Genomic DNA, 23035 nt, shown 5'->3' on the forward strand with positions numbered 1-23035 from the left:
CGGAAGACGCGCCCGGTCCGGAAGGGCCCGCTGGCCGGTGAGAGGCGCCCCTCCCTACCCGTTGCCAGACAGCATATCTCGCCGGCGACGCATGCCGGGGATGTCTGGCATCTGGCCTGGAGACGGCCGGACCGAGGAATTCGGAACTCCGCCCGGAGGTCAGCTTCCGTTGGTCTTGCCCCCCCCCTGAAGTGGTCCAGCCCCCGGGATTATTTGTCCCGTATCACGGAGGACTGCGACAATGGCCGGCAATCGAGAGAAGCCCGGGGGCATCCTGATGAATCTGCGGCAGGTCGATGTTTTGCGAGATCGGGGAGCGAAGATAGCGGACGCGGTTCGGCGGATCGGCGTCACCCGGCAGAGCTACGACCGCTGGCGGCGTGAGCATGGCGATCAGCTCAGGCGGTTGAAGGCGCTCAGGCAGGAGAACGCCCGGCCCAGACGAGCTGTCTCGGATCTGACGCTCGACAAGCTCATTCGTTGCCGCGCATCGCCATCGACACCGAAATCGAGCTGACCCCCGACGACCTGAGCCAGATCACCGCCGACGTGACACAGCCGCGCTACGCTCCGGGCGGCCATCGCTTCTGCTAGCAGCCTCGGCAGGGGCTTCTGACGGCGCCACAGCGTGCTGAAGTCGGGCACTGTCCCGTCGAGGCCGACCAGTTGCCACGGGTTTTCGAGGCCCCCGGTTCTCTGCCGGAGTGCTATGCCGGCCATGCCCGTAGCTCGCCATGCTGCGGGTTCGCATGGTGTTCGAAGGTCGGGTCCGGATCAAAGCCGTGTGTTCGAAGGCGCTCTGTTGCGCTCTGGCTTTCCAACCCTGCCTTGCGACCGTTGCGCAAGGCTGCTTTCAGCCTCCTCCGCCCCGACGTCTCGCAGCCGCTGGCCGGCTTATGCCGGCATGGCCGAAGCCCGGTACGCCACTCCACTTTTCATCAAGGTCCAGACGATTCGTGCCCCCTTGTTGGCCCGGACGGCCCGGACCCGCAGACGCGTGGCAACGCGATGCGGAAATGGTGCGATGAGGCGGGGCTGGACGTCTGCACCTCGCACGGCCTCCGCAAGGCCTGCGCCCGCCGCCTGGCCGAAGCCGGGGCTACGCCCCACGAAATCGCCGCCGTCACCGGCCACAAGACCCTGGCTCTGGTGCAACTCTATACCGAAGCGGCTGGCCGCGAGGGGCTGGCCGATGCCGCGTTCGAGAAACTGATCGCGCGACCGAATGGGGAACAGAACGTGGTGAACCTTTACGAAGGGTTCGCCAAAAGTGTCACTAACCCCCTGAAGGGAAAGGATAAATTGTGACAAGTGGTGAGCCGTACAGGATTCGAACCTGTGACCCACTGATTAAAAGTCAGTTGCTCTACCAACTGAGCTAACGGCCCACTTGAGGCCTGCTACCTAGAAAAACCAGCGAGGGCGGTCAAGGGCAAAATCGAGGATTTTTTTCAGAACGCTGGAAAGCGTCCCGGGGCGGGTGTATAGCACCGCCGCATGGCACGGATGGATGACACCGAACGCCTGCCCTTCATGAAGATGCACGGGCTGGGCAACGACTTCGTCGTGATCGACCGGCGGCAGGGCGGCACGCCCCTGTCCGCCAGCCTTGTTGCGGCCATCGCCGACCGGCACCGGGGCGTCGGATTCGACCAGCTGGCGGTGATCGAGCCTGCTGAGGATGCCGATGCGCGGCTGGTCTTCTACAATGCGGATGGCTCGCTGTCGGCCACCTGCGGCAATGCGACCCGCTGTATCGCGCGCCATCTGATCGACCGGACCGGACGACGCGAGCTGACGCTTGTCACCGAACGCGGGCGGCTTTCTGCGCGCGATGCGGGCGGTGGGCTGACCTCGGTCAATATGGGGCCGCCGATTCTCGACTGGCAGGGCGTGCCGCTGGCGCGCGAGGTCGATCTCGATCGCCTGCCGATCGCGGGCGCGCCGGTGGCGACCGGCATGGGCAATCCGCATTGCACCTTCTTCGTCGAGGATGCCGAGGCGGTCGATCTGGCCGCCTTCGGTCCCGAGCACGAACATCACCCGCTGTTTCCCGAGCGCACCAATGTGCAGGTCGCGCATCTGGCCGGGCCGGACCGGATCCGGATGCGGGTCTGGGAGCGTGGCACCGGGCTGACGCTGGCCTCGGGTTCGTCCTCCTGCGCGGTCGCGGTCGCGGCGGCGCGGCGCGGGCTGACCGGGCGCTCGGTGACCATCCTGCTCGATGGCGGCGAATTGCAGGTCGACTGGCGCGCGGACGGGGTCTGGATGACCGGGCCGACCGCGCATGTGTTCGACGGGGTCTTCACCGGCCCGTTCCTGGCGGGGGCCGAGTGATGGACGGCGCGGCGCCCCGCTTCACCACGCTTGGCTGCCGGCTCAACGCCTACGAGACCGAGGCGATGAAGGAGCTTGCCGCCGAGGCGGGGCTGGAAAACGCACTGATCGTGAATACCTGCGCCGTCACCTCCGAGGCGGTGCGCAAGGCCCGGCAGGAGATCCGGCGCCTGCGCCGTGAAAACCCGGAGGCGCGGATCGTCGTCACCGGCTGCGCCGCCCAGACCGAGCCCGAGCGCTTTGCCGGAATGGAAGAGGTCGATCTGGTCATCGGCAATGCCGAGAAGATGCGGCCCGAGACCTGGGCCGGGATCGCCAAGGGTCCTGATTTCATCGGTGAGACCGAGAAGGTCATGGTGGACGACATCATGTCGGTGCGCGAGACCGCCGGTCACCTGATCGACGGCTTCGGCACGCGAAGCCGCGCCTTCGTGCAGGTCCAGAACGGCTGCGACCACCGCTGCACCTTCTGCATCATTCCCTTCGGGCGGGGCAATTCGCGCTCGGTCCCGGCGGGGGTGCTGGTCGAGCAGATCCGGCGGCTGGTCGGCGCGGGCTATAACGAAGTGGTGCTGACGGGGGTCGACCTGACCAGCTGGGGAGCCGATCTTCCGGCGACGCCCAGGCTGGGCGATCTGGTGGCGCGCATCCTGAAACTGGTGCCCGAACTGCCGCGCCTTCGGATCTCGTCGATCGATTCCATCGAGGCTGACGATGCCCTGATGCGCGCCATCGCCGAGGAAGAGCGGCTTATGCCGCATCTGCATCTCTCCCTGCAGGCGGGCGACGACATGATCCTCAAGCGGATGAAGCGGCGGCATTCGCGTGCCGATGCGATCCGCTTCTGCGAGGAGGCCCGGCGCCTGCGGCCCGACATGACCTTCGGGGCCGACATCATCGCGGGCTTCCCGACCGAGACCGAGGAGATGTTCGCCAATTCGCTCGCGCTGGTTGGGGAATGCGACCTGACCTGGCTGCATGTCTTTCCCTATTCGCCCCGGCCCGGGACGCCCGCGGCGCGGATGCCTCAGGTCGGGGGCAGCGCAATCCGCGACCGTGCCGCGCGTCTCAGGGCCGCGGGCGAGGCGCAGGTCGCGCGGCATCTCGCGGCCCAGACCGGGCGGGCCCACCGCATCCTGATGGAGGGCCCGCGCATGGGCCGGACCGAGCAGTTCACCGAGGTCGATTTCGGGTCGGACCGACAGGAAGGGCAGATCGTGACCGCCACCATCACCGGGCGGAGCGACACGCGCCTCATGGTGGATTAGAGCCTTTCGCGACGTTTTTTAGTGTCTGCGCCAGCCGGGGCCCAGGCTGCCCTGACAGGCAATGCCCATCGCGCGGCAAGGCCGTCCTCTCACGGACAGCTTCTGTCGAGGAAGTCCCGCAGATGTCGGGCGAATTCCACTGGCGCATCGATATGCACGGAATGACCGGCCCCGAGCTGGATGAAGCTCGTGTTCGCCCGACATTCTGCCATGGTCCGCAGCTCTGCGGCATCGCAGATACGGCTTTCGCTGCCCGACACCACCAGAGCCGGGCAGCGGCTTTGCCGCCAGACATCCCGGTGATCGCCATTTGTCGCCTGTTCCGACAGCAGAAACTCGGCGGGCTCGAACGCGAGCGTCCAGCCATCGGCAATCCGCCGGATCGAGTTCTGCAGATAGGGGGAAAGACGCGGGCCCAGCCGGTCCTCCAGGTCTTCGCGCAAGCGGAATATGCCGCCCCAGTTCTCCACAAGGGCGCTGGAATCGTCGTCGATCGTCACGCCGATATCTTCGATGATGAGGGCCGAAACGCGCTCTGGCCGCGCTGCCGCAAGGTGATAGGCCACGATGCCGCCGAAGGAATGGCCCAGTACCGGCACCGGCCGGTCGATGGACAGATGATCCAGCAGGGCGATCACGTCGGAAATATAAGTCGGGATGTTGTGGGGCGCGTTGTGGTCGGTTTCGCCGAAGCCGCGTTGATCCAGCGCGATCAGGCGCCATTCCGGGCCGAGATCCGCCGCCAGCCCGGTGAAATCCGAGCCGCCCATCCAATGGCCGTGAAGCGCCAGCACCGGCCGCCCGTCACCGCCCGCGTCAAGGAAGGAAAAAACAAGACCATCATGTTCGAAGCTGTGTCGGCGCATGTATTCTCCTTTTGTTCCGTCTTCGGGTAGCATGCCGAATATCGAACGACAACGGTGGGGTCCGGGCTTCGCACTATGCGCATGCACACGGGTCCGGGCCCCGCTCCGGGCCAGCCCGACCGGGGTTTTCCAAGGCGATGGACAGGAATCGTCCCGGGCTCTATCATCCATGCCGTCAGACGAGGAGAGCGCCCGAGATGCCCTTGCCCCTTGCCCCGATCGCGACCGTCGCGCTGCGCTATGGCCTTCGCTATGGCGCGGTGGCCCTTGCCGCCTATGCGCTGTCGAAAAGCCGCGACGGGCTGCGCCGCGATCAGCGCAGCGAGGATGCCATGGACGAGCTCGGCGAGGGTCTGGCCTTCCGCCGCGATCGGGAACAACTGAACGGAGGCGCCCGGATGCGGCGCACCTTTCGTCTGGGCGGTAGCGGTCCGGGTGTCGAGATCGACGCCTCGGCGCTGGGCCGGCTGCGGGTCCGCCGGGTCTAGGCCGCAGCGTCCGACAGAGGCCGAAACGACCGCAAATAGGGCTGGAAACAGTGCCTGCGGATGCGGTTGAACGTCTCAGAATGGGTCTAAGAACCCGATTTCCTCTGGCTGGATTGGCCGGTGCGGGGTATATGGCCTCGACCGGAATCCGTCTGTGCCTCCGCCGTCGCTGCGCGGCTATGTCCGCTGGACGCAATTTTCCTGCCGGGGCTAGGTAAGTCTGGTAAACGGCCCAGGATTCCCTTGGCCTGTTTTTCGAATCGACCGGGGCGACCGACCCGGTCCTGGAAAGGAGATATTCTCGTGTCGCACGCAGAAGATCATGACGGCACCCGCCGAGACTTCCTTTACTATGCCACGGCGGGCGCCGGTGCCGTGACCGCGGGGGCCGCGATATGGCCGCTCGTCAATCAGATGAACCCTTCTGCCGACGTGCAGGCGCTGAGCTCGATCCGGGTCGATGTCTCGTCGGTGTCCGAAGGCCAGCAGATTACTGTCAAGTTTCTCGGCAAGCCGGTGTTCATCCGCCTGCGCACTCCCGAAGATATCGAACTGGCGCGCTCGATTCCGCTGTCCGACCTGCGCGACAACAATTCGCGCAACCCGAACAAGCCGGGTGAGGCCACGGACGCGAACCGGACGATGGACGAAGAGGGCAAGTGGCTGGTGATGATCGGCGTCTGCACCCATCTCGGCTGCGTTCCGATCGGCAACCAGTCCGGTGATTTCGGCGGGTGGTTCTGCCCCTGCCACGGCTCGCATTACGATTCCGCGGGCCGGATCCGCAAGGGCCCCGCGCCCGAGAACATGTACATCCCGGTTGCGTCCTTCCTGGACGAGACGACCATCCAACTCGGTTAAGGGAGCCCCCTGAATGTCCCGCATTCCTCACGACCACTACGAGCCGGGGTCGGCCCCCGAGAAATGGCTGGAGCGGCGCCTGCCGGTCATCGGCCTGCTCTACGATACCCTGATGATTCCCACCCCCAAGAACCTCAACTGGATGTGGATCTGGGGCGTGGTGCTGTTCTTCACCCTGGTGCTTCAGATCGTCACCGGGATCGTTCTGGCGATGCATTACGCGCCGCATGTCGACATCGCCTTCGCGTCGGTCGAACATATCATGCGCAACGTGAATGGTGGCCATTTCCTGCGCTACCTGCACTCGAACGGCGCGTCGCTGTTCTTCGTCGCGGTCTATCTGCACATCTTCCGCGGCCTTTATTACGGCTCGTACAAGTCGCCCCGCGAGGTGACCTGGATCATCGGCATCCTGATCTATCTGGCGATGATGGCGACCGCGTTCATGGGCTATGTGCTGCCCTGGGGTCAGATGTCCTTCTGGGGCGCGACCGTGATCACCGGTCTGTTCGGCGCCATCCCGTGGATCGGCCACGACATCCAGCAATGGCTGCTGGGCGGGCCGGCCGTGGGCAATGCCACGCTGAACCGGTTCTTCTCGCTGCACTACCTGATCCCCTTCGTGATCCTCGGGCTGTCGATCGTCCACGTCTGGGCGTTCCACACCACCGGCAACTCGAACCCCACGGGTGTTGAGGTCCGCCGCGGCTCGAAGGAAGAGGCCGACAAGGACACGCTGCCCTTCTGGCCCTATTTCGTGATGAAGGACCTGTTCGCGCTGGGCGTCGTCCTGCTGGTCTTCTTCGCCATCGTCGGCTTCATGCCGAACTACCTGGGTCACCCCGACAACTACATCGAGGCGAACCCGCTGCAGACGCCGACGCATATCGTGCCGGAATGGTACTTCCTGCCCTTCTATGCGATCCTGCGGGCCTTCACCGCCGATGTCTGGGTGGTGATGATCGCCGACTGGCTGACCTTCGGTGTCGTCAATGCCAAGTTCTTCGGCGTCCTGGCGATGTTCGGCTCGATCCTGGTCATGGCGCTGGTGCCCTGGCTTGACACCTCGAATGTGCGTTCGGGCCGCTTCCGTCCGCAGTTCCGCATCGCCTTCTGGCTGTTCGTGGCCGACTTCGTGGTGCTGACCTGGGCGGGTGGCATGCCGGCCGAGGCGGTCTATGCCAATATCTCTCTGCTGGGGGCTGCCTACTGGTTCGCCTATTTCCTGGTGATCCTGCCGGTTCTGGGCGTCATCGAGAAGCCGGAGGCACTGCCGGAAACCATCGAGGAAGACTTCAACGCCCATTATGGCGACGGCGCCGCGGCCGGCAAAGCCACCCCGGCCGAGTGAGAGAAGGGATCGGATAAGATGTTCAAGAAACTGACGATCACTGCCCTGACCGCCCTGACGCTGGGGGCGGGTGGCGCCTGGGCAGCCGAAGGCGGCCACGTGAAGGACTACAAGTTCTCGTTCGAGGGGCCGCTTGGCAAATACGACCAGGCCCAGCTGCAACGCGGCCTGCAGATCTACACCCAGATCTGCTCGGTCTGCCACGGGCTGAAATTCGTGCCCCTGCGCTCGCTCTCCGAGCCGGGCGGGCCGTCTCTCAGCGACGAGGCGATGCGGGCCTATGCCGAGACCTTCGAGGTTTTCGATCCCGAGCTTGACGATTACCGTCCGGCCAAGCCCACGGATCACTTCCCCGAGGGCACCTATCCGGGTGCGCCCGATCTCAGCCTGATGGCGAAGGGCCGGGCCGGCTTCCACGGGCCTCTCGGCACCGGGATCTCGCAGTTCTTCAAGGGCATGGGCGGACCGGAATACATCACCTCCTACCTGCTCGCCTTCACGGACGAGACCAAGGAAGAGGCCGGCACGCTCTACTACCAGAACCCGGTCTTCTCGACCGGCTGGAGCGCGATGCCGCCGCAGCTGTTCGGCGACGATGTCGAGTATGCGGACGGCACCGAGGCGACCATGGAACAGGAAGCCAAGGACATCGCGGCCTTCCTGATGTGGACCGCCGAGCCCAAGCTGATGGCGCGGAAGGAAGCGGGCGTGATCTCTGTCCTGTTCCTGGGCGTGCTGACGGTTCTGCTCTACCTCACCAACAAGCGTCTCTGGGCCCCCTACAAGCCCAAGAAACGCGTCTGATCGCCGGATCTCCGGTTGACGGAAACGCGCCCTTCGGGGCGCGTTTTTCGTTTGCGCCCCGGCCCGGCGGAGCCGCCCGCATCCGGCCGGGGCGGGGGTATTTTCGCCAAGAAGAAGATGAGAGCCGCTCAGCCCAGATAGGCGCGGAGCGCGGGCGGCGGATCGGCCAGAAGCGTTCCTGTCGGCCGGGGCGGATGGGCCCGGCCCTCGGCCACCAGGACGGTCTCGTCGGCGATGGCGCGGGCATCGGCCGGGTCATGCGTCACGAACAGCAGGGTGGCCCCGGTCTCGCGGGCAAGCTCGGCCACCAGATCGAGCATCCCGGCCTTGAGCGCGGGGCCGAGCGCAGCGAAGGGTTCGTCGAGCAGCATCAGGGGCCGGCCGCGCAGCAGCATCCGCGCCAGCGCCACCCGTCCGCGTTGCCCGCCCGAGAGCGCGGCCGGTTTCCGGGCGCCGAGCCCGCCGAGCCCGACCCGGTCGAGCGCGGCCTCGACCGCGCGGTTCTGGGCCGGGCCAAGGCGCAGGTCGGGCCGGAGGCCGAGCCCGACATTCTGGGCCGCGGTCAGGTGCGGAAAGAGGTTGTTGTCCTGAAACAGCACCGAAAGCGGTCTGTCGCCGGGGCCGAGCGGGCCGAGATCGCTGCCTTGCCAGAGCACCCTGCCGCGGTCGGGCGCGAGAAAGCCCGCGATGGTGTCGAGCAGTGTCGACTTGCCTGCGCCCGAGGGCCCGAGCAGGGCCACGATCCGGCCCGGCGCTATGGTCAGCTCTGCCGCGAGGGCGAAGCTGCCCTGCCGGATCGAGAGGTCTTCAAGGCTCAGCACGGGCGCGTCCTCCGCGGTCGAAGATCCAGAACAGCCCGAGGCTGAGCGCCAGCAGCAAAAGGGCGGCGGCGGCGGCGCTCTCCATCCGGTAGGCCGTCATCAGCCCGTAAAGCTGCAAGGGCAGGGTGGCATGGCCCGGGTCTGAAAACAGCGCGATCACCCCCAGATCGCCCATCGACAGCGCCGCCGCCAGTCCGAGCGTGAAGCCGATGGGCCGACGGAGGCGCGGCAGCAGCATCAGCCGGAGCCGCGCGCGCCCGGTCATGCCGAGGCTGTCGGCGAGGCGGCCATGGCCGCGTTCGGCCTCGGCCACGGCCGGCACCAGCGCACGCAGCGCGAAGGGCAGGCTCATCGCGGCGTTGACGGTCGCGGTGACCGGCAGTGCCAGAAACCTCGGATCGGCCAGCGGGAAGAGCAGGATGAACAGCCCGGTTCCCATCACCAGAGGCGAGGCGGCAATGGTGAGCGTTCCCGCCGCCTGGATCGTCCGGCCGGTGAGACCGCCGAGCCGGTCGATGGCGATGGCCATCGGCAGCGCCAGCGCCAGTGTCAGCGCGGCCGAGCCGAGCGCCACGGCCAGCGAGCGCAGTGCCGCGGCATAGACCGAGGCGGGCAGGCCGGGCAGGCCCGGCAGGCCGCGGAGCGCCACCATGGCAAGCGGCAGGATCAGGAACAGCGCGGCCAGCGCGAGGCAGGCCATGTCCTGCAGCCGCAGCCAGCGCCCGTCCGGCCCGATCTGCGGCACGGGTCTGTCGAGCCCCGGGCCGAAGGCGCCCGGCACCGCGATGGCGAAGGCAACAAGTGCGGCCGCGACCGAGATCCCGACCTGGATCAGCGCCAGCCAGGCGGCACGGCCCAGGTCGAATTCGAAGCGGAAGGCCTGATAGATCGCCAGCTCGACCGTGGTTGCGCGGGGGCCGCCGCCCAGCGTCAGGGCGACGGCGAAGCTGGTCAGGCAGATCAGGAAGACGACGAGGAATGTGCCGGGCAGGACTTCGCGCAGCATCGGACGCTCGAGATGACGAAAGCGGTCGGCGGGGCCGAAGCCGAGGGCGGCCGCCAGCCGGAACCGTTCGGCCGGGATCGAGAGCCAGCCCTGCAGGACCAGCCGCGTGGCAAGCGGCAGGTTGAAGAAGACATGGGCCAGCACGACGCCCCCGGGTCCGTAGATGTCGACGGGGCCCAGTCCGAGCGGCGCGAGCGCGGTCGACAGAAGGCCGCTGCGGCCGAAGACGGCCAGAAGTCCCATCACCGCGACGATGACCGGCAGGATGAAGGGCGCGCCCAGAAGGGTGATCAGCACGCCCCGGCCCGGAAAGCGGCGCCGGGCCAGCGCCCGGGCCACCGGTACCGCCAGCAGACTGCTGAGCGCGGCCGAGGCGAGCGCCTGGAGAAGCGTGAAGCGCACCGCCGCCAGATCGGCGGCCCCAAGCCCGGCCCCGCCCGGCTCGGCGCGCCAGGCCACGGCCAGGATGGTGCCGAGCGCGAGCGTCAGCGCCAGTGCGGCGGTGCCGATCCCGATCCCGGTTGCAGTGCCTAGCGGCTGAGCGCGTCGCGCCATTCGGCGAGGGCCTCGTTCCGGATCCGCGCGGCCTCGTCCGGGGGGAAGAGCAGCGCGGTCTCGGGCTGGATCAGGGTCTCGAAGCCCGCCGGCAGCCCGGCTTCGGGCGTGGCTGCGGGATACATCCAGTTGGTGGTGGGGATCGCTGCCTGGAACGGCTCGCTCAACATGAAGTCGAGGAATTGCCGCGCCAGCTCGGGTTGGTCGGACGAGGCCAGGATGCCGGCCACCTCGATCTGCAGGTAATGGCCCTCGTCGAAGCGCGCGGCGGCCTTGGTATCGTCATCTTCGGCGATCAGGTGATAGGCGGGCGAGGTGGTGTAGGACAGCGCCATGTCGGCCTCGCCGTCGATGAACAGGCCGTAGGATTCTGTCCAGCCCTTGGTGACGGTCAGGATATGCGGCGCAAGTCCTTCCCAGATCCCGGGCGCGCGGTCGCCATAGGCGGCCTTGATCCAGAACAGAAGCCCCAGCCCCGGGGTCGAACTGCGCGGGTCCTGGATCACGATCTTCAGATCCCCTGGCGCGGCGATCAGCGCCTCGAAGCTCGTCGGCGGCTCGGCCAGCCGGGTCCTGTCATAGACGAAGGCGAAATAGCTCCAGTCATAGGGCAGGAACAGCGGGTCGTCCCAGGCGACCGGCAGGTCGAGCCGGTCGGGGTCCTGGCCATGGGGCGCGAACAGCCCGGTTTCGGCGGCGGCTGCGGTGAGGTTGGTGTCGAGGCCCAGCACCAGATCGGCCCGGCTGCGCGTGCCTTCGAGCCGGAGCCGGGCCAGGAGCGCCGCGCCATCGCCTGCGGCCACGAAATTCAGCTCGCAGCCGCATGTCTCCTCGAAAGCGGCCTCGACGATCGGGCCGGGGCCCCATTCGGCCACGAAGCTTTCATAGGTGTATATCGTCAGCACGGGCCGGTCTTCCGCGGATGCGGGCAGGGCGCCTGCGGCGAGCGCCGCTGCAATGAATGGGATACGCATGGTCCTCCTCCAAAGATGGGGGCGGACGGGCAAGGGTGGAAATCTGTCCAGGGGCCTTCCCTCCGCCGGTTCTAACCGGGTCAGGTTCAACGGGTTTGCGGGTTGCGCATCTCAGCCCCTGTGGGCACCCCGAGGTGAGCGCAACGCTAGCGCCCCGGTCCCGGCTTCGCAAGCCAAACCCCCAGCCAAACACCAAGCCAAACCCCTTGAGAGGCGGACCTCCGGCGGGTATGCCCATGGGCCAAAGGAGATCGCCCCATGAGCCTGAACACCTTCGGCCATCTGTTCCGCGTCACCACCTGGGGCGAAAGCCACGGACCCGCGCTTGGCGCGACGGTCGACGGCTGTCCGCCCGGCATCGCGGTCGATGTGGCGATGCTGCAGCACTGGCTCGACCGGCGGCGGCCCGGCCAGAGCCGCTTTACCACCCAGCGCCAGGAGCCCGATGCCGTCGAGATCCTGTCGGGCGTGTTCGAGGGACAAAGCACCGGCACGCCGATCCAGCTCATGATCCGCAATACCGACCAGCGCTCGAAGGATTACGGCGAGATTGCCCGGAGCTTCCGGCCCGGCCATGCCGACATCACCTACTGGCAGAAATACGGTATCCGCGACTATCGCGGCGGCGGCCGCTCCTCGGCGCGCGAGACCGCGGCCCGGGTCGCGGCGGGCGGCGTGGCGCGGGCCGCGCTGGCGGCGCTGGTGCCGAACCTGAAGATCACCGGCTACATGGTGCAGATCGGTCCCCATGCCATCGACCGCGCCCGCTTCGACACCGACGAGATCGAGCGCAATCCGTTCTGGGCGCCCGACAGGCTGGCGGCCTCGGAATGGGAAGGCTATATCGACGCGCTGCGCAAGGCCGGCAATTCGGTCGGCGCGGTGGTCGAGGTCGTGGCCTCGGGCGTGCCCGCGGGGCTCGGCGCACCGATCTATGGCAAGCTCGACACCGATCTGGCGGCCGCGATGATGAGCATCAATGCGGTGAAGGGCGTCGAGATCGGCGATGGCATGGCGGTGGCTGCGCTGAGCGGGGTCGAGAATGCCGACGAGATCACCATGGGCCCTGACGGGCCGGTCTATGCCTCGAACCATGCCGGCGGCGTTCTCGGGGGCATCTCGACCGGGCAGGACGTGGTGGTCCGCTTCGCGGTCAAGCCGACCTCGTCGATCCTGACACCCCGGCGGAGCGTCACTGTCGCGGGCGAGTCGACCGAGGTCGTGACCAAGGGGCGCCACGACCCCTGTGTCGGCATTCGGGCGGTGCCGGTGGGCGAGGCGATGATGGCCTGCGTCCTGCTCGATCATCTGCTGCTGCATCGCGGCCAGATCGGCGAAAGCCGGGGCCGGATCGGCTGACCTGATCGCGGCCTCGGGTGGCGGTTTCCTTTGCAACGGGCGCCCTCCGGGGCCGCCCGTTTTCTGTTCTCTCGCGTCGCAGGGCCCGGCCTAGCCGCGGCCGCGCCAGAAGAACTCGCGTCCGAAGGAATACAGCACGCCCGAGCTGAACAGCACGCAGAGCAAGCCGACGATCTCGAGCACGCCGCCGATCCAGGACAGCAGCGGCCATTCGGGCAGGAGGCGGCCGACGGCCACCATCACGAGGCCCGCCAGCCCGAGCAGGGCGAAATCGCGCGCCATCGCGGCAGGGCTTTTCCAGCCCAGCGTCTCCAGCATCGAGAGTTTCGAGGCGCCTTCCGTCTGTTCATCGGCGGGGTCGGGCTCGCGCAGCGCCGGAAGCTGGATCGGCTTGTCCGAAATCTCGGCCCCGGTCGAGGCCGCGGCCGCCATGCCGGGCTGCGGGCCGGGGGCGGGCTGTTCGGCAGGGCGGCCGCGGCGTGGCAGGGCGGGTAGCCAGCGCTTAATCTTCTCGGGATAGCGCATATAAAGGATGCAGGCCGCCGCGACGGCCACCAGAACCAGCGCCAGGATGCTGAACCAGGGGCCGATCAGGACCCCGAGCAGCGCAAGAAGATAAAGCACCAGCAACAGGAGCGCGATACGGCCTCCCTGGCCGAGAAGCTTCCGTAGAGACGGCATGGGGCACCTCACTGGCTGATTGCTGCAGTTTCTGACCGCATATGGGAGGATTCAATGGCAAATGTCAGTGGCAGTTTGCCGCGCAGGCAGGATGGCGGGGCCCTGCGACTGGCGCGGTCCGGTCCTTCGCCCGCCTGTCCGGGACGGTTGCGGCTGGACGTCCGTCCCGCAAGGCGCCGCGCTGACGGAGGCGACGCTAGTCCTGCACCTTCTTCACGAATTGCGATTTGAGGCCCATCTTGCCGAAGCCCGGGATGGTGCAGTCGATATCGTGATCGCCCGCGACCAGACGGATGCCACGCACCTTGGTGCCGACCTTGAGCGGCGCCGAGGCGCCCTTGACCTTGAGGCTCTTGATCACGGTCACGGTATCGCCATCCTGCAGCAGGTTGCCGACGCTGTCGCGGATGCCGGACCCGGCCTCCTCGGAGGGTTCATTTGTATCCGGCGCCCATTCATGGCCGCATTCCGGACAGCTCAGCAGCGCATCGAGCTGATAGGTGAAGCTCGAGGCGCATTCGGGGCAGGGGGGCAGGGTATCTGTCATGTCTCGGCTATAGCCACAGGCCCGTCCGAAAGCCAGATCCAGATCCGCGCAGCGGGGCAGGATATGGCCTGCAATGCCGCGACGGGAAAGCGCAGCGCCTCGCGGCCCGCCTACATATGCCCGCCCTCAAAGACCCGTCAGAGGCCCGTTTGCAAAGCCCCGTTCCCATAGGCCTGCAGGATCAATTGCCTAGACATGCCGGGCGCGATACCCTAGCGATGCAATCTTTGGCCCGCCATGCCGGTGCGCCTGCCCCACGGATGGTCCCCACATGATCCCGTCTCTTTCCGTAGCCCTCGCCGAACGCGGGTTCGACACGCTGACCGACGTGCAGAAGGCCGTCACCGCCCCCGAGCTTGCCGGGGCCGATCTCCTGGTCTCGGCCCAGACCGGCTCGGGCAAGACGGTGGGCTTCGGCCTTGCCATCGCGCCGACGCTGATGGGCGAGGAGGACCGGATGGGGCCGCCCGCGGCACCGCTGGCCCTTGTCATCGCGCCGACCCGCGAACTGGCCCTGCAGGTCCAGCGAGAACTGATCTGGCTTTATGCCCGGGCGGGAGGGAAGGTCGTGTCCTGCGTGGGCGGCATGGATGCCCGCGACGAGCGCCGGGCGCTCGACCGGGGCGCGCATATCGTCGTCGGCACGCCCGGGCGGCTGCGCGACCATATCACCCGCGGCGCGCTCGATCTGTCCGACATCCGCGCGGTGGTGCTGGACGAGGCCGACGAGATGCTCGATCTCGGCTTCCGCGAGGATCTCGAATTCATGCTGGGCGCGGCGCCGGCCGGGCGGCGCACGCTGCTGTTCTCGGCGACGGTGCCGCCCGCGATCGCCGAGCTTGCCAAGCTTTACCAGCGCGACGCGGTCCGGGTGACGACGCTGTCGCGGGGCAGCCAGCATGCCGATATCGCCTACAAGGCGGTGCAGGTGACGGCGGCCGATGCCGAACATGCCATCATCAACCTGTTGCGCTTCCACGATGCGCCCACCGCCATCGTCTTTGCCAATACCCGGGCCGCGGTCAGCCGTCTGGCGGCGCGCTTTGCCAACCGGGGCCTGTCGGCGGTGAGCCTCTCGGGCGAGCTCAGCCAGGACGAGCGCAGCCATGCGCTCCAGGCGATGCGCGACGGCCGGGCGCGGGTCTGCGTGGCGACCGATGTGGCCGCGCGCGGCATCGACCTGCCCAATCTCGATCTGGTGATCCATGCCGATCTGCCCAGCAATACCGAGGCGCTGCTGCACCGTTCGGGCCGCACCGGCCGGGCCGGGCGCAAGGGGATCTCGGCACTGATCGTGCCCGACAAGCTGGCCAAGAAGGCGGGGCGGCTGTTGAAATGGGCCAAGATCGAGGCCGAATGGATCCTGGCGCCGACGCCCGAGGAAATCCTCGCGCTGGACGAGACCCGTCTGCTGGCCGATCCGATCTGGGAGGCCGAACCGACCGAGGCCGAGGCAGCCTTTGCCGCCCGTCTTCTGGCCGAGCGCAGCCCCGAGACGATCGCGGCCGCCTGCCTGAGGCTCTACCGCGCCGGGCTTTCCGCGCCCGAGGAGCTGAACGCCCCCGCCGCGCCCGGTGCGCGCCCCGAGCGTCCGCCTTTCGGGCCCTCGGTCTGGTTCGAGCTGTCGGTCGGGCGCGACCGCCGGGCCGAGCCGCGCTGGCTGTTGCCGCTGGTCTGCCGGGCCGGAAATCTCGAACGGTCGCAGATCGGCCGCATTCAGCTCCAGGCCAGGACCTCGCTGGTCGAGATCGCCGAGGCCGCGGTGCCGGGTTTTGTCGCGCGGATCGGTCCGGACGGGCTGCTCGAGGACGATATCACCGCCAAACGCTTCGACGGCCCGGTCGAGGATACCCGCGGGTCCCGCCCGAAATCGGATCGTCCGAAATCCGACCGCCCGAAATCTGACCGTCCGCGTTCCGAGCGGCCCCGGCCGGAAGTCCGGTCCGAGCGCGCGCCGTGCCCGCAGCCTGCCGAATCAGCCGTGCCCGAAGCTTCGGCGCCCCGCCCCGAGGCTGCCGGGGCGCCCCGGGTCAAACCCGATTTCGAGGCCCGGCCGACGCCCCGCCCAGAGCGGCGTGAGGACCGTCCCGCCAAAGCGGATGCGCCGAAGCCCAAGGCGCCCCGGCGCGAAGCCGATGCCGCACCGGTCGAGCGGCCGCGCAAGCCGCGCCATGACGCCGAACGTTCCGCCCCACGCAGCGAGGCCAGCGGCCCGCGTGCGAAAGAGGGGCGGAAGGACGGCTGGAAGGATGCCCGCAAGGACGAGCGGAAGGATAATCGCAAGGACAGCCGCAAGGACGGACGGAAAGACGGCTGGAAGGACGGGCCCGCGCGCGGCCCGAAAACCGGTCCGAAAACCGGCCCGAAAGGCGCCTCGAGGGACTGGCCGAAGGACAAGCGTCCTGCGGCGGGCGATACGGCTCCGGCCGAGCGGCGCCGGCCCGATGCCTCCGACCCCTCGAAGCGGGTCGAGCGTCCGGGCGCGCCGAAGGGCAAGGGGGCGAGGCCCGCTGGCGGGGCCAAGCGCGGTGCTCCGAAGCCCGGTCGCGGCGGCAACGTGCCGCCCCGGCGTCCGCGCTGAGCCGATTGCGCTGAAAAACTCCGGCAGCGGCCGAGAGGTCGCCTGGGTTTGGAATGGCGTTCCTCACAGGGGCAAAACGGATCTGCTCATGAGGCAGGGGCGCGAAAAATCTGAACCATGTCCTGTGACCTGGTGCGCGGTGGCCCCGCAGGCGCGTTTTTCAACAGAAACAGCCGGGCCCGCTCTCAGGGCACGATAAGACGGCTGCCAGGCCGGATCCGGCCCGCGATCCAGTGCAGGTCGCGGCGGCGGAAGGCGATGCAGCCCGCTGTCGGATAGCGTGGCCGCCGCCATTGATGCAGGAAGATGGCCGAGCCCTTGCCGGGCCGGGCATCGGGCCAGTTCCAGTCGGTCAGCAGCACCAGATCGTAGAGCGGATCGGCCCGGCGCAGCCGCTCATGGCTGAAGCCATGCGGGGCGCGGACGAGCCGGTTATAGGCCGGATCGTCCGGATCGTCCGACCACAGATCGGCGGGCCCGATGGCGCGGGCCCAGGGCGCGGGCGGCAACAGCCGGTCGGGCCGGTAGAGCATGCCCACGATCCGGTGCAGGCCGCGCGGCGTCGCGCCATCGCCCTCCCGCTTGTCGGAGGTGAGCCCGCCCCGGCCGATACTGCAGGCAAAGCGGCGCCCGGCAAAGCGCAGATGGGTCGGGGTCAGGACAAGATCGTCGGTATGGGGCATCGGCCCAGACTGCCCCGGGCCGGGGCGCGGCAAAAGCCCTCTGACGCGGCGTCGCGCGATTCCGGCCGGAATGTGCTAGTCTGGCGACAGGCGCCCGCGACCCGGACGGCGTCGGTTGTAACGGAGGAGCAACAGATGGAAACGGCCAAGGTGATGGACTATGCCCGTTCGCTGCTTGCGGCACGCGGCGACAAGGCCCAGGCGGAGGCGGCGCAGAAGGCCGCCGCGCTCGAGAAGGATGGCAGGGCCGAGGATGCGCGGACCTGGCGCGCCATCGAATCCGCGCTGCGCGAAATGCGGGCACCGCATCAGGGCTGAGCCCTTCCTGCCTTACAGAAGATGCCCGGATTTCTGCGCCTTGACGGCCAGATAGCGGGCATTCTCGGGCGTGTGCCCCACCTTGAGGGGCACGCGCTCGGTGACCTCGACGCCCCGGGCGCGCATCATCTCGATCTTGGCCGGGTTGTTGGTCATCAGCCGCACCGCAGAGAAGCCCATCTCGCGCAGGATCGCCGCGCCGATGCGGAAATCGCGCTCGTCATCCTCGAAGCCCAGCCGGTGATTGGCCTCGACCGTGTCGAAGCCCTGATCCTGCAGCGAATAGGCCCGCATCTTGTTGGCCAGCCCGATGCCGCGCCCCTCCTGGTTGAGATAGAGCAGCACGCCTGCGCCCTCGGCCCCCATCTGGGTCAGCGCGGCCCGCAGCTGCGCGCCGCAATCGCATTTCAGGCTGCCGATCAGATCGCCGGTGAAACAGGCCGAATGCAGCCGGGCCAGAACCGGTTCGCCACGGGGCGGGCTGCCGATCTCGACGGCGTAATGCTCCTCGCTGCCATCGGCCGGGCGGAAGACATGCAGCCGCCCCGCCTTCGAGACCTCGAGCGGCACCCGTGCCGAGACCACCTCGGCCAGCGTCGTGCCCTCGGCCCGGGCCAGCGCCGCCTCCTTGAGGGTGACGCGGGTCAGCCCCTCGGCCCCGGCCAGCGCCTCGGGCGCGTCCGGCGCGAGGGCCAGGACCGCGGGCAGCAGCCGCGCCGACTTGGCCAGCGCGATGGCCGCGCGATGGGCCTCGGCCGCTCCGCCCCGGGCCGAGGTGAAGGGGCCGAGCAGCGGCTTGTCGAGATCGTCGGCCGGGTCGGCCACGGCGCGCACCCAGTCGGTGCCGACCTCGCCGGGCAGCAGAAGCCGCGCGATATCGCCGTCATAGGGCCGTGCCTTCAGGGTTTCGGCCCGCCTTGCGGTGATCGCCAGCACCGGCGTGCCCCCCAGCGCGCGCAGCGCCGCCAGCCGTTCGGGCGTCAGGGTCTCTGCCGCGACGACGACCAGCGGCCCCACCACCACGGGAACCCCCATCCTGAGATCGCCGCGGGCGCGGGCCAGTCTTTCGGTGCTGCCGGGGCCAAGACGCATGAGCCAATCCTCTTTCTTCGGGAGGGGTTAAGCCACAATTCCCGGATATTTGAAACAATTCCCTGTTCCGGCACACGCTTGCGTGAAGACCATGTCGCAAATCTTGAGCGCACCCTGCGGGGCGACATCTGAGCGGCAGAGATAAAGGAGGACGCCATGAGCACCCTGAAGAAGATCCTTCTGGTGGACGATGATACCGACCTGCGCGAAGCCCTGAGCGAGCAGCTGGTGATGACAGAGGATTTCGACGTGTTCGAGGCCGGAAGCGGCGTCGAGGCGATGGAGAAGGCGCGCTCGGCGATCTACGAGCTGGTGATTCTCGATGTGGGCCTGCCCGATACCGACGGGCGCGAGCTGTGCCGGCTGATGCGCAAGCAGGGGGTCAAATGCCCGATCCTGATGCTGACCGGGCATGACAGCGATGCCGATACCATCCTCGGGCTCGATTCGGGGGCCAATGACTATGTGGTGAAACCGTTCAAGTTTCCGGTGCTTCTGGCCCGGATCCGCGCCCAGCTGCGTCAGCATGAACAATCCGAGGATGCGGTGTTCCAGCTCGGACCTTACACCTTCAAGCCCGCGATGAAGATGCTGATCACCGAAGACGACCGCAAGATCCGGCTGACCGAGAAGGAAACCAACATCCTGAAGTTCCTCTATCGCGCCTCGGAAGGGGTGGTGGCGCGCGACGTGCTGCTGCACGAGGTCTGGGGCTATAATGCCGGGGTGACGACGCATACGCTCGAAACCCATATCTACCGGCTGCGCCAGAAGATCGAGCCCGATCCGTCCAATGCCCGGCTTCTGGTCACCGAATCCGGCGGCTACCGTCTGGTCGCCTGAGAGCGTCGGCGCAGGCGCGGCGTGTTGCATCCATGACGGTTGCTTTTGGCCTTGTAGCCGCGCTCCGGTTGCGCAATTCTTGCGTCATGTCGGGGCGATGGACCTGTTTTTTAGGCATTTTATGTGCCCTCTGCCAGATCGGTGCGGCCGCAAGGGCCGCGACCGACATTCCCGGCTATTGGTCGGTTCTTCCCGGCTGGCAGTCCTGGCAGATGACCAGCGCCTATCAGGTCGGGTTCGAGGGCTCTGCCGAACTGGCGGTGGCCTGCGGCCCTGACGGTCAGCCTGTGATGGGGGTTCTGACCGACGGGGCCGAGCCGCCCGATGGCGCTTTCGAACGTCCCGCCAAGATCGGCGCGCGGCATTTCCTGATTGCCTGGACGGGGCGCTCGGGCGTTGCGCTGGCCCGGCCGGATGCCGAGTTCCTGACCGCGATGCGCAGAGAGACGACACTTGTCCTTTACGACTATCTGGGCGCGCCGGTCGATTTCCGGCTGAGCGGCGCGGCCGAGGCGCTCGATGCCGCGCTGTCTGGATGCCCGCCGCCGCTGGCAGTGCGGCCCGACCCGGCCGAGATGCGACGCGCCTTCGACGAGACGCTGAAGGCGCGCACCGACCGCGAATGCCGGGCGCTGGGCCGCTCGGGGGCCGAGATCGGCGCGGGAGCGGTACGCGAACGTCTGCTGCCCGGCTCGGCCTATCCCGAGATCACGGTCGATTTCAGCCATGTTTCCTGCCGCACGGGGCCGCGGCTGCATCGCGATTTCTGTACCGGGGCGGGCTGCGCCCATCAGCGCTATCTGCCCGGTGCCTCGGCCTATGTCCTGATCGAGGATGGCGACCCGGAATAGGCGCAGGCTTCGGCTTGAGCCCCGGGGCGTCGCCGTCTAGGGTCGCGCGCAGCCGCCCGCCGGCGGCCCGGACAAGGAGACCCCGATGCCCTTCACCCTTGCCACCTGGAACATCAATTCGGTCCGCCTGCGTGCCCCGCTGGTCGCCCGTCTGATGGAGGAGGAGGCGCCCGACATCCTTTGTTTGCAGGAATGCAAATGCCCGGTCGACAAGCTGCCGCTCGAGGCCTTCGCGCCGCTCGGCTATACCCATGTCGTGGCGCGCGGGCAAAAGGGCTATAACGGCGTCGCGATCCTTTCGAAGCTGCCGCTCGAGGATGCCGGTTCGGTCGATTTCGCCGGGCTCGACCAGGCCCGGCATGTGGCCGCTCGGCTGGAAAACGGCGTGCTGCTGCACAATTTCTACGTTCCCGCGGGCGGCGATGTGCCCGACCGCGAGGTGAACGTCAAATTCGGCCAGAAGCTCGATTTTCTCTCAGAGATGCGCGATTTCTTCCGCGACAGCCGCCCCGAGCGCGCGATCCTGGTCGGCGATCTCAACATCGCGCCCGGCGAGGAGGATGTCTGGTCGCACAAGCAGCTTCTCAAGATCGTGAGCCATACGCCCGTCGAGGTCGATCACCTCGGCGCGGCGCAGGAGGCGGGCGGCTGGGTCGACGTGACCCGGGCGCATATTCCCGAAGGCAAGCTCTATTCCTGGTGGTCCTACCGCGCGCGCGACTGGGATGCCGCCGACAAGGGGCGCCGGCTCGACCATCTCTGGGCGACGCCCGACATTGCCGGGGCGGCTGCTGACAGCCGGATCCTGAGGCCGGTGCGCGGCTGGGACAAGCCCTCTGACCATGTGCCGGTTTTCGCGCGCTTCGACCTGTAGGACTCTATGGGCCTTCGCCCTTGGGTTTTGCCGCGAACGCCTCATATATTGCACAACTCCCTGACGGACGGAGATGGAGAACATGCTGGAACTGGGTGGCAAGACCACGGAGACGGGCGGGGCCGGGGAGGCCCTGATCAAGGAGGTCACCGAAGCGAGCTTCATGGCCGATGTGATCGAGGCCTCGCAGGAGGTGCCGGTGATCGTCGATTTCTGGGCGACCTGGTGCGGCCCCTGCAAGACGTTGGGCCCGATGCTGGAACAGGCGGTGACCGCGGCGGGCGGCAAGGTGCGGATGGCCAAGGTCGATGTCGACCGCAACCAGACCATCGCGGCGCAGCTCAGGATCCAGTCGATCCCGACGGTCTATGCCTTCTATCAGGGTCAGCCGGTCGACGGCTTCCAGGGCGCGCTGCCCGCCTCCGAGGTCCAGGCCTTTGTCGAGCGCGTGGCGGCGATGGGCGGCGATGGCGGGCTTGCCGAGGCGGTGGCCGCCGCCGAGGAGCTTCTGGCCGAGGGCGCCGCGGTCGAGGCCGCGCAGACCTTCGCCGCGATCCTCGGCGAGGATCCGAAGAATGCCGCCGCCTATGGCGGGCTCGCGCGCGCGCATCTGGCGCTGGGCGAAGTCGATCAGGCCGAACAATTCCTGGCGGCGGTGCTGCCCGAGATCGCCGGGGCACCCGAGGTCGAGGCGGCCCGGGCCCAGGTCGCGCTGGCGCGCCAGGCCGCCGAGGCCGGGCCCGTGGCCGAGCTGCGCGCCGCGGTCGATCACGATCCCGACGATCACGCGGCGCGCTTCGAGCTTGCCAAGGCGCTCCATGCCGGAGGTGAGGTCGAGGCCGCGGTCGACGAATTGCTGGAGCTGTTCCGCCGCGACCGCGAGTGGAATGACGGGGCCGCGAAAGCCCAGCTCTTCACCATTTTCGAGGCGCTCCGGCCGCAGGATCCCATCGTGCTGAAAGGCCGCCGGAAACTGTCCTCGATGATATTTGCCTGACGGATGGTCCGGCCTAGCTTCTCGGGCATGTTCTCAGCGGTCGACCTGCCCGATACCCTCCCCCTGTTCCCGCTGCCCGGGGCGCTGTTGCTGCCCCGTGCGCGGTTGCCCCTGCACATCTTCGAGCCGCGCTATCTGGCGATGCTCGACGACACCCTGAAGACCCCGCACCGGCTGATCGGCATGGTGCAGCCGCGCGAAGTGCCCGGCTCGGACGAGCAGAAGCTGCATGCGATCGGCTGTGCCGGCCGCGTGACGGCGTTTTCGGAAACCGAGGACGGGCGCTACATGCTGACGCTCTCGGGGATCTCGCGCTTCCGCATCACCCGCGATCAGGCCGGGTTCATGCCCTATATCCGGGCCGATGTCGTCTGGGACGGCTTCGACCGCGACCTCGGTCCGGGTGAGGACGATCATGGTTTCGACCGCGACGCCTTTCTCAGGCTGCTCGGGCGGTTCTTTGCAAGCCGGGGCCTGTCGACCGACTGGGACAGCCTGCGCGAGGCCGAGGATGAGCTTCTGATCAACTCGCTGTCGATGCTCTGCCCCTTTGCTCCCGAGGACAAACAGGCGCTTCTCGAGGCGCCCTCGCTGTCGACGCGGCGCGAAACGCTTGTGACCCTCATCGAATTTGCCCTACGAAGCGGCGATGATGAGGAGAAGATGCAATGACCGATGCCGTTCAGGCCGACCGCAAGATGCTCGAATCGCTGGTTTGTCCGATGACCCAGGGGCCCCTCGCCTATGATGCCGACCGCCAGGAGCTGGTCTCGAAGGCGGCCGGGCTGGCCTTCCCGATCCGCGGCGGCATTCCGATCATGCTGGTCGACGAGGCGCGGCGGCTCGATTGAGCGGCCGCGCCGGTCGCGGTCCCCGAT

General features: G+C 67.8%; 25 protein-coding genes, 1 tRNA gene, 1 pseudogene and 1 riboswitch. Of the genes and pseudogenes, 17 read left to right on the forward strand and 10 right to left on the reverse strand.

Annotated elements, in window-relative coordinates:
* Nucleotides 1–241: 241 nt before the first annotated feature.
* Entirely contained in the window at nt 242–517 is a 276-nt protein-coding gene (locus ACK8CO_RS10015) for a hypothetical protein (RefSeq protein ID WP_414899054.1), read from the forward strand.
* 86 nt (nt 518–603) lie between these two features.
* Here ACK8CO_RS10015 and ACK8CO_RS10020 read toward each other — a convergent pair.
* Nucleotides 604–714, reverse strand: a pseudogene (locus tag ACK8CO_RS10020) (IS5/IS1182 family transposase); the annotation flags it as partial.
* A gap of 123 nt (nt 715–837) precedes the next feature.
* Between ACK8CO_RS10020 and ACK8CO_RS10025 the strand changes: the two are divergent.
* Complete coding sequence (locus ACK8CO_RS10025; RefSeq protein ID WP_414896537.1) at nt 838–1308, forward strand: tyrosine-type recombinase/integrase; 471 nt, start codon at nt 838–840, stop codon at nt 1306–1308.
* Nucleotides 1309–1312: 4 nt separating this feature from the next.
* Here the strand turns inward: ACK8CO_RS10025 and ACK8CO_RS10030 are convergent.
* A tRNA-Lys gene (locus tag ACK8CO_RS10030) sits at nt 1313–1388 on the reverse strand.
* Nucleotides 1389–1497: 109 nt separating this feature from the next.
* Here ACK8CO_RS10030 and dapF point away from each other — a divergent pair.
* Nucleotides 1498–2337 (forward strand): diaminopimelate epimerase, encoded by an 840-nt coding sequence (gene dapF, locus ACK8CO_RS10035; RefSeq protein ID WP_414896538.1) that lies wholly within the window; start codon nt 1498–1500, stop codon nt 2335–2337.
* Nucleotides 2337–3605 carry a tRNA (N(6)-L-threonylcarbamoyladenosine(37)-C(2))-methylthiotransferase MtaB gene (gene mtaB / locus ACK8CO_RS10040; protein WP_414896539.1) on the forward strand — a complete coding sequence of 423 codons (1269 nt, stop codon included), beginning with the start codon at nt 2337–2339 and terminating at the stop codon, nt 3603–3605. The genes dapF and mtaB overlap by 1 nt, the downstream gene beginning before the upstream one ends.
* A gap of 89 nt (nt 3606–3694) precedes the next feature.
* On the opposite strand, the gene ACK8CO_RS10045 is transcribed toward mtaB, so the two are convergent.
* Nucleotides 3695–4471 carry an alpha/beta fold hydrolase gene (locus tag ACK8CO_RS10045; protein ID WP_414896540.1) on the reverse strand — a complete coding sequence of 259 codons (777 nt, stop codon included), beginning with the start codon at nt 4469–4471 and terminating at the stop codon, nt 3695–3697.
* Between the two features lie 197 nt (nt 4472–4668).
* On the opposite strand from ACK8CO_RS10045, the gene ACK8CO_RS10050 reads away from it, so the two are divergent.
* The 4 genes from ACK8CO_RS10050 to ACK8CO_RS10065 all read left to right on the forward strand — a co-directional run bounded on the left by ACK8CO_RS10050 (nt 4669) and on the right by ACK8CO_RS10065 (nt 7975).
* Nucleotides 4669–4959, forward strand: a complete 291-nt coding sequence (locus ACK8CO_RS10050) for a hypothetical protein (RefSeq protein ID WP_080617797.1) — start codon at nt 4669–4671, stop codon at nt 4957–4959.
* A gap of 303 nt (nt 4960–5262) precedes the next feature.
* On the forward strand, nt 5263–5820 hold the full coding sequence (gene petA / locus ACK8CO_RS10055) for a ubiquinol-cytochrome c reductase iron-sulfur subunit (RefSeq protein ID WP_080617796.1): 558 nt from the start codon (nt 5263–5265) through the stop codon (nt 5818–5820).
* A 13-nt stretch (nt 5821–5833) separates the two neighbouring features.
* Nucleotides 5834–7171: a cytochrome b gene (locus ACK8CO_RS10060; RefSeq protein ID WP_080617795.1), complete on the forward strand. Its 1338-nt coding sequence runs from the start codon at nt 5834–5836 to the stop codon at nt 7169–7171.
* 18 nt (nt 7172–7189) lie between these two features.
* Complete coding sequence (locus tag ACK8CO_RS10065) at nt 7190–7975, forward strand: cytochrome c1 (protein WP_080617794.1); 786 nt, start codon at nt 7190–7192, stop codon at nt 7973–7975.
* 128 nt (nt 7976–8103) lie between these two features.
* Here the strand turns inward: ACK8CO_RS10065 and ACK8CO_RS10070 are convergent, their stop codons facing one another.
* Genes ACK8CO_RS10070 through thiB form a run of 3 tightly spaced genes read right to left on the reverse strand, consistent with a single transcriptional unit; the run spans nt 8104 to nt 11331 of the window.
* Nucleotides 8104–8796, reverse strand: coding sequence for an ATP-binding cassette domain-containing protein (locus tag ACK8CO_RS10070; RefSeq protein WP_080617793.1), 693 nt, complete (start codon nt 8794–8796; stop codon nt 8104–8106).
* Nucleotides 8783–10357, reverse strand: a complete 1575-nt coding sequence (locus tag ACK8CO_RS10075; protein ID WP_414896541.1) for a thiamine/thiamine pyrophosphate ABC transporter permease ThiP — start codon at nt 10355–10357, stop codon at nt 8783–8785. Before ACK8CO_RS10075 ends, ACK8CO_RS10070 begins: the two co-directional genes overlap by 14 nt.
* Nucleotides 10333–11331 (reverse strand): thiamine ABC transporter substrate binding subunit, encoded by a 999-nt coding sequence (thiB, locus tag ACK8CO_RS10080; RefSeq protein WP_414896542.1) that lies wholly within the window; start codon nt 11329–11331, stop codon nt 10333–10335. The genes ACK8CO_RS10075 and thiB overlap by 25 nt, the downstream gene beginning before the upstream one ends.
* A gap of 40 nt (nt 11332–11371) precedes the next feature.
* Nucleotides 11372–11473, reverse strand: a riboswitch (TPP riboswitch).
* 116 nt (nt 11474–11589) lie between these two features.
* Here thiB and aroC point away from each other — a divergent pair.
* The gene (aroC, locus tag ACK8CO_RS10085) at nt 11590–12690 is read left to right on the forward strand and encodes a chorismate synthase (RefSeq protein WP_080617790.1); all 1101 of its coding nucleotides are present in this window, start codon (nt 11590–11592) and stop codon (nt 12688–12690) included.
* Nucleotides 12691–12780: 90 nt separating this feature from the next.
* Here aroC and ACK8CO_RS10090 read toward each other — a convergent pair whose 3' ends face one another.
* Together ACK8CO_RS10090 and ACK8CO_RS10095 are read right to left on the reverse strand one after the other, a co-directional pair.
* A complete protein-coding gene (locus tag ACK8CO_RS10090) occupies nt 12781–13371 on the reverse strand; it encodes a hypothetical protein (protein ID WP_414896543.1) in 591 nt (196 codons plus the stop codon).
* Nucleotides 13372–13567: 196 nt separating this feature from the next.
* On the reverse strand, nt 13568–13918 hold the full coding sequence (locus tag ACK8CO_RS10095; protein WP_414896544.1) for a zinc ribbon domain-containing protein YjdM: 351 nt from the start codon (nt 13916–13918) through the stop codon (nt 13568–13570).
* A 271-nt stretch (nt 13919–14189) separates the two neighbouring features.
* Between ACK8CO_RS10095 and ACK8CO_RS10100 the strand changes: the two genes are divergently transcribed.
* Nucleotides 14190–16499 carry a DEAD/DEAH box helicase gene (locus tag ACK8CO_RS10100; RefSeq protein ID WP_414896545.1) on the forward strand — a complete coding sequence of 770 codons (2310 nt, stop codon included), beginning with the start codon at nt 14190–14192 and terminating at the stop codon, nt 16497–16499.
* Nucleotides 16500–16684: 185 nt separating this feature from the next.
* Here ACK8CO_RS10100 and ACK8CO_RS10105 read toward each other — a convergent pair whose 3' ends face one another.
* Nucleotides 16685–17182 carry a L,D-transpeptidase family protein gene (locus ACK8CO_RS10105; RefSeq protein WP_414896546.1) on the reverse strand — a complete coding sequence of 166 codons (498 nt, stop codon included), beginning with the start codon at nt 17180–17182 and terminating at the stop codon, nt 16685–16687.
* 135 nt (nt 17183–17317) lie between these two features.
* On the opposite strand from ACK8CO_RS10105, the gene ACK8CO_RS10110 reads away from it, so the two are divergent.
* On the forward strand, nt 17318–17500 hold the full coding sequence (locus tag ACK8CO_RS10110; RefSeq protein WP_042458346.1) for a hypothetical protein: 183 nt from the start codon (nt 17318–17320) through the stop codon (nt 17498–17500).
* Between the two features lie 12 nt (nt 17501–17512).
* Here the strand turns inward: ACK8CO_RS10110 and ribA are convergent, their stop codons facing one another.
* Nucleotides 17513–18592, reverse strand: a complete 1080-nt coding sequence (gene ribA / locus ACK8CO_RS10115; protein ID WP_414896547.1) for a GTP cyclohydrolase II — start codon at nt 18590–18592, stop codon at nt 17513–17515.
* 156 nt (nt 18593–18748) lie between these two features.
* On the opposite strand from ribA, the gene ACK8CO_RS10120 reads away from it, so the two are divergent.
* From ACK8CO_RS10120 to ACK8CO_RS10145, 6 genes are all read left to right on the forward strand, one after another.
* Nucleotides 18749–19435, forward strand: a complete 687-nt coding sequence (locus tag ACK8CO_RS10120; protein ID WP_080617784.1) for a response regulator transcription factor — start codon at nt 18749–18751, stop codon at nt 19433–19435.
* Nucleotides 19436–19647: 212 nt separating this feature from the next.
* Nucleotides 19648–20286 (forward strand): hypothetical protein, encoded by a 639-nt coding sequence (locus ACK8CO_RS10125; protein WP_414896548.1) that lies wholly within the window; start codon nt 19648–19650, stop codon nt 20284–20286.
* Nucleotides 20287–20371: 85 nt separating this feature from the next.
* The gene (locus ACK8CO_RS10130) at nt 20372–21160 is read left to right on the forward strand and encodes an exodeoxyribonuclease III (protein ID WP_080617782.1); all 789 of its coding nucleotides are present in this window, start codon (nt 20372–20374) and stop codon (nt 21158–21160) included.
* A gap of 82 nt (nt 21161–21242) precedes the next feature.
* Nucleotides 21243–22157 carry a thioredoxin gene (trxA, locus tag ACK8CO_RS10135; protein ID WP_414896549.1) on the forward strand — a complete coding sequence of 305 codons (915 nt, stop codon included), beginning with the start codon at nt 21243–21245 and terminating at the stop codon, nt 22155–22157.
* A gap of 27 nt (nt 22158–22184) precedes the next feature.
* Nucleotides 22185–22829, forward strand: coding sequence for an LON peptidase substrate-binding domain-containing protein (locus ACK8CO_RS10140; RefSeq protein ID WP_080617781.1), 645 nt, complete (start codon nt 22185–22187; stop codon nt 22827–22829).
* Nucleotides 22826–23008, forward strand: a complete 183-nt coding sequence (locus tag ACK8CO_RS10145; RefSeq protein ID WP_080617780.1) for a Trm112 family protein — start codon at nt 22826–22828, stop codon at nt 23006–23008. The genes ACK8CO_RS10140 and ACK8CO_RS10145 overlap by 4 nt, the downstream gene beginning before the upstream one ends.
* Nucleotides 23009–23035 lie beyond the last annotated feature (27 nt).

The organism is Rhodovulum sp. HP10 (genome assembly GCF_047553435.1).
Lineage (GTDB): Bacteria > Pseudomonadota > Alphaproteobacteria > Rhodobacterales > Rhodobacteraceae > Rhodovulum.

Coding starts and splice junctions, on each gene's coding strand:
- aroC (WP_080617790.1), top strand. CDS start 11,590: ATGAGCCTGAACACCTTCGGCCATCTGTTCCGCGTCACCACCTGGGGC.
- ACK8CO_RS10095 (WP_414896544.1), bottom strand. CDS start 13,918: ATGACAGATACCCTGCCCCCCTGCCCCGAATGCGCCTCGAGCTTCACC.
- ACK8CO_RS10145 (WP_080617780.1), top strand. CDS start 22,826: ATGACCGATGCCGTTCAGGCCGACCGCAAGATGCTCGAATCGCTGGTT.
- ACK8CO_RS10140 (WP_080617781.1), top strand. CDS start 22,185: ATGTTCTCAGCGGTCGACCTGCCCGATACCCTCCCCCTGTTCCCGCTG.
- ACK8CO_RS10015 (WP_414899054.1), top strand. CDS start 242: ATGGCCGGCAATCGAGAGAAGCCCGGGGGCATCCTGATGAATCTGCGG.
- mtaB (WP_414896539.1), top strand. CDS start 2,337: ATGGACGGCGCGGCGCCCCGCTTCACCACGCTTGGCTGCCGGCTCAAC.
- ACK8CO_RS10105 (WP_414896546.1), bottom strand. CDS start 17,182: ATGCCCCATACCGACGATCTTGTCCTGACCCCGACCCATCTGCGCTTT.
- ACK8CO_RS10045 (WP_414896540.1), bottom strand. CDS start 4,471: ATGCGCCGACACAGCTTCGAACATGATGGTCTTGTTTTTTCCTTCCTT.
- ACK8CO_RS10065 (WP_080617794.1), top strand. CDS start 7,190: ATGTTCAAGAAACTGACGATCACTGCCCTGACCGCCCTGACGCTGGGG.
- trxA (WP_414896549.1), top strand. CDS start 21,243: ATGCTGGAACTGGGTGGCAAGACCACGGAGACGGGCGGGGCCGGGGAG.
- thiB (WP_414896542.1), bottom strand. CDS start 11,331: ATGCGTATCCCATTCATTGCAGCGGCGCTCGCCGCAGGCGCCCTGCCC.
- ACK8CO_RS10120 (WP_080617784.1), top strand. CDS start 18,749: ATGAGCACCCTGAAGAAGATCCTTCTGGTGGACGATGATACCGACCTG.
- ACK8CO_RS10110 (WP_042458346.1), top strand. CDS start 17,318: ATGGAAACGGCCAAGGTGATGGACTATGCCCGTTCGCTGCTTGCGGCA.
- ACK8CO_RS10125 (WP_414896548.1), top strand. CDS start 19,648: ATGACCAGCGCCTATCAGGTCGGGTTCGAGGGCTCTGCCGAACTGGCG.
- ACK8CO_RS10100 (WP_414896545.1), top strand. CDS start 14,190: ATGATCCCGTCTCTTTCCGTAGCCCTCGCCGAACGCGGGTTCGACACG.
- ACK8CO_RS10075 (WP_414896541.1), bottom strand. CDS start 10,357: ATGGCGCGACGCGCTCAGCCGCTAGGCACTGCAACCGGGATCGGGATC.
- ACK8CO_RS10090 (WP_414896543.1), bottom strand. CDS start 13,371: ATGCCGTCTCTACGGAAGCTTCTCGGCCAGGGAGGCCGTATCGCGCTC.
- ACK8CO_RS10130 (WP_080617782.1), top strand. CDS start 20,372: ATGCCCTTCACCCTTGCCACCTGGAACATCAATTCGGTCCGCCTGCGT.
- ACK8CO_RS10060 (WP_080617795.1), top strand. CDS start 5,834: ATGTCCCGCATTCCTCACGACCACTACGAGCCGGGGTCGGCCCCCGAG.
- ACK8CO_RS10050 (WP_080617797.1), top strand. CDS start 4,669: ATGCCCTTGCCCCTTGCCCCGATCGCGACCGTCGCGCTGCGCTATGGC.
- dapF (WP_414896538.1), top strand. CDS start 1,498: ATGGCACGGATGGATGACACCGAACGCCTGCCCTTCATGAAGATGCAC.
- ribA (WP_414896547.1), bottom strand. CDS start 18,592: ATGCGTCTTGGCCCCGGCAGCACCGAAAGACTGGCCCGCGCCCGCGGC.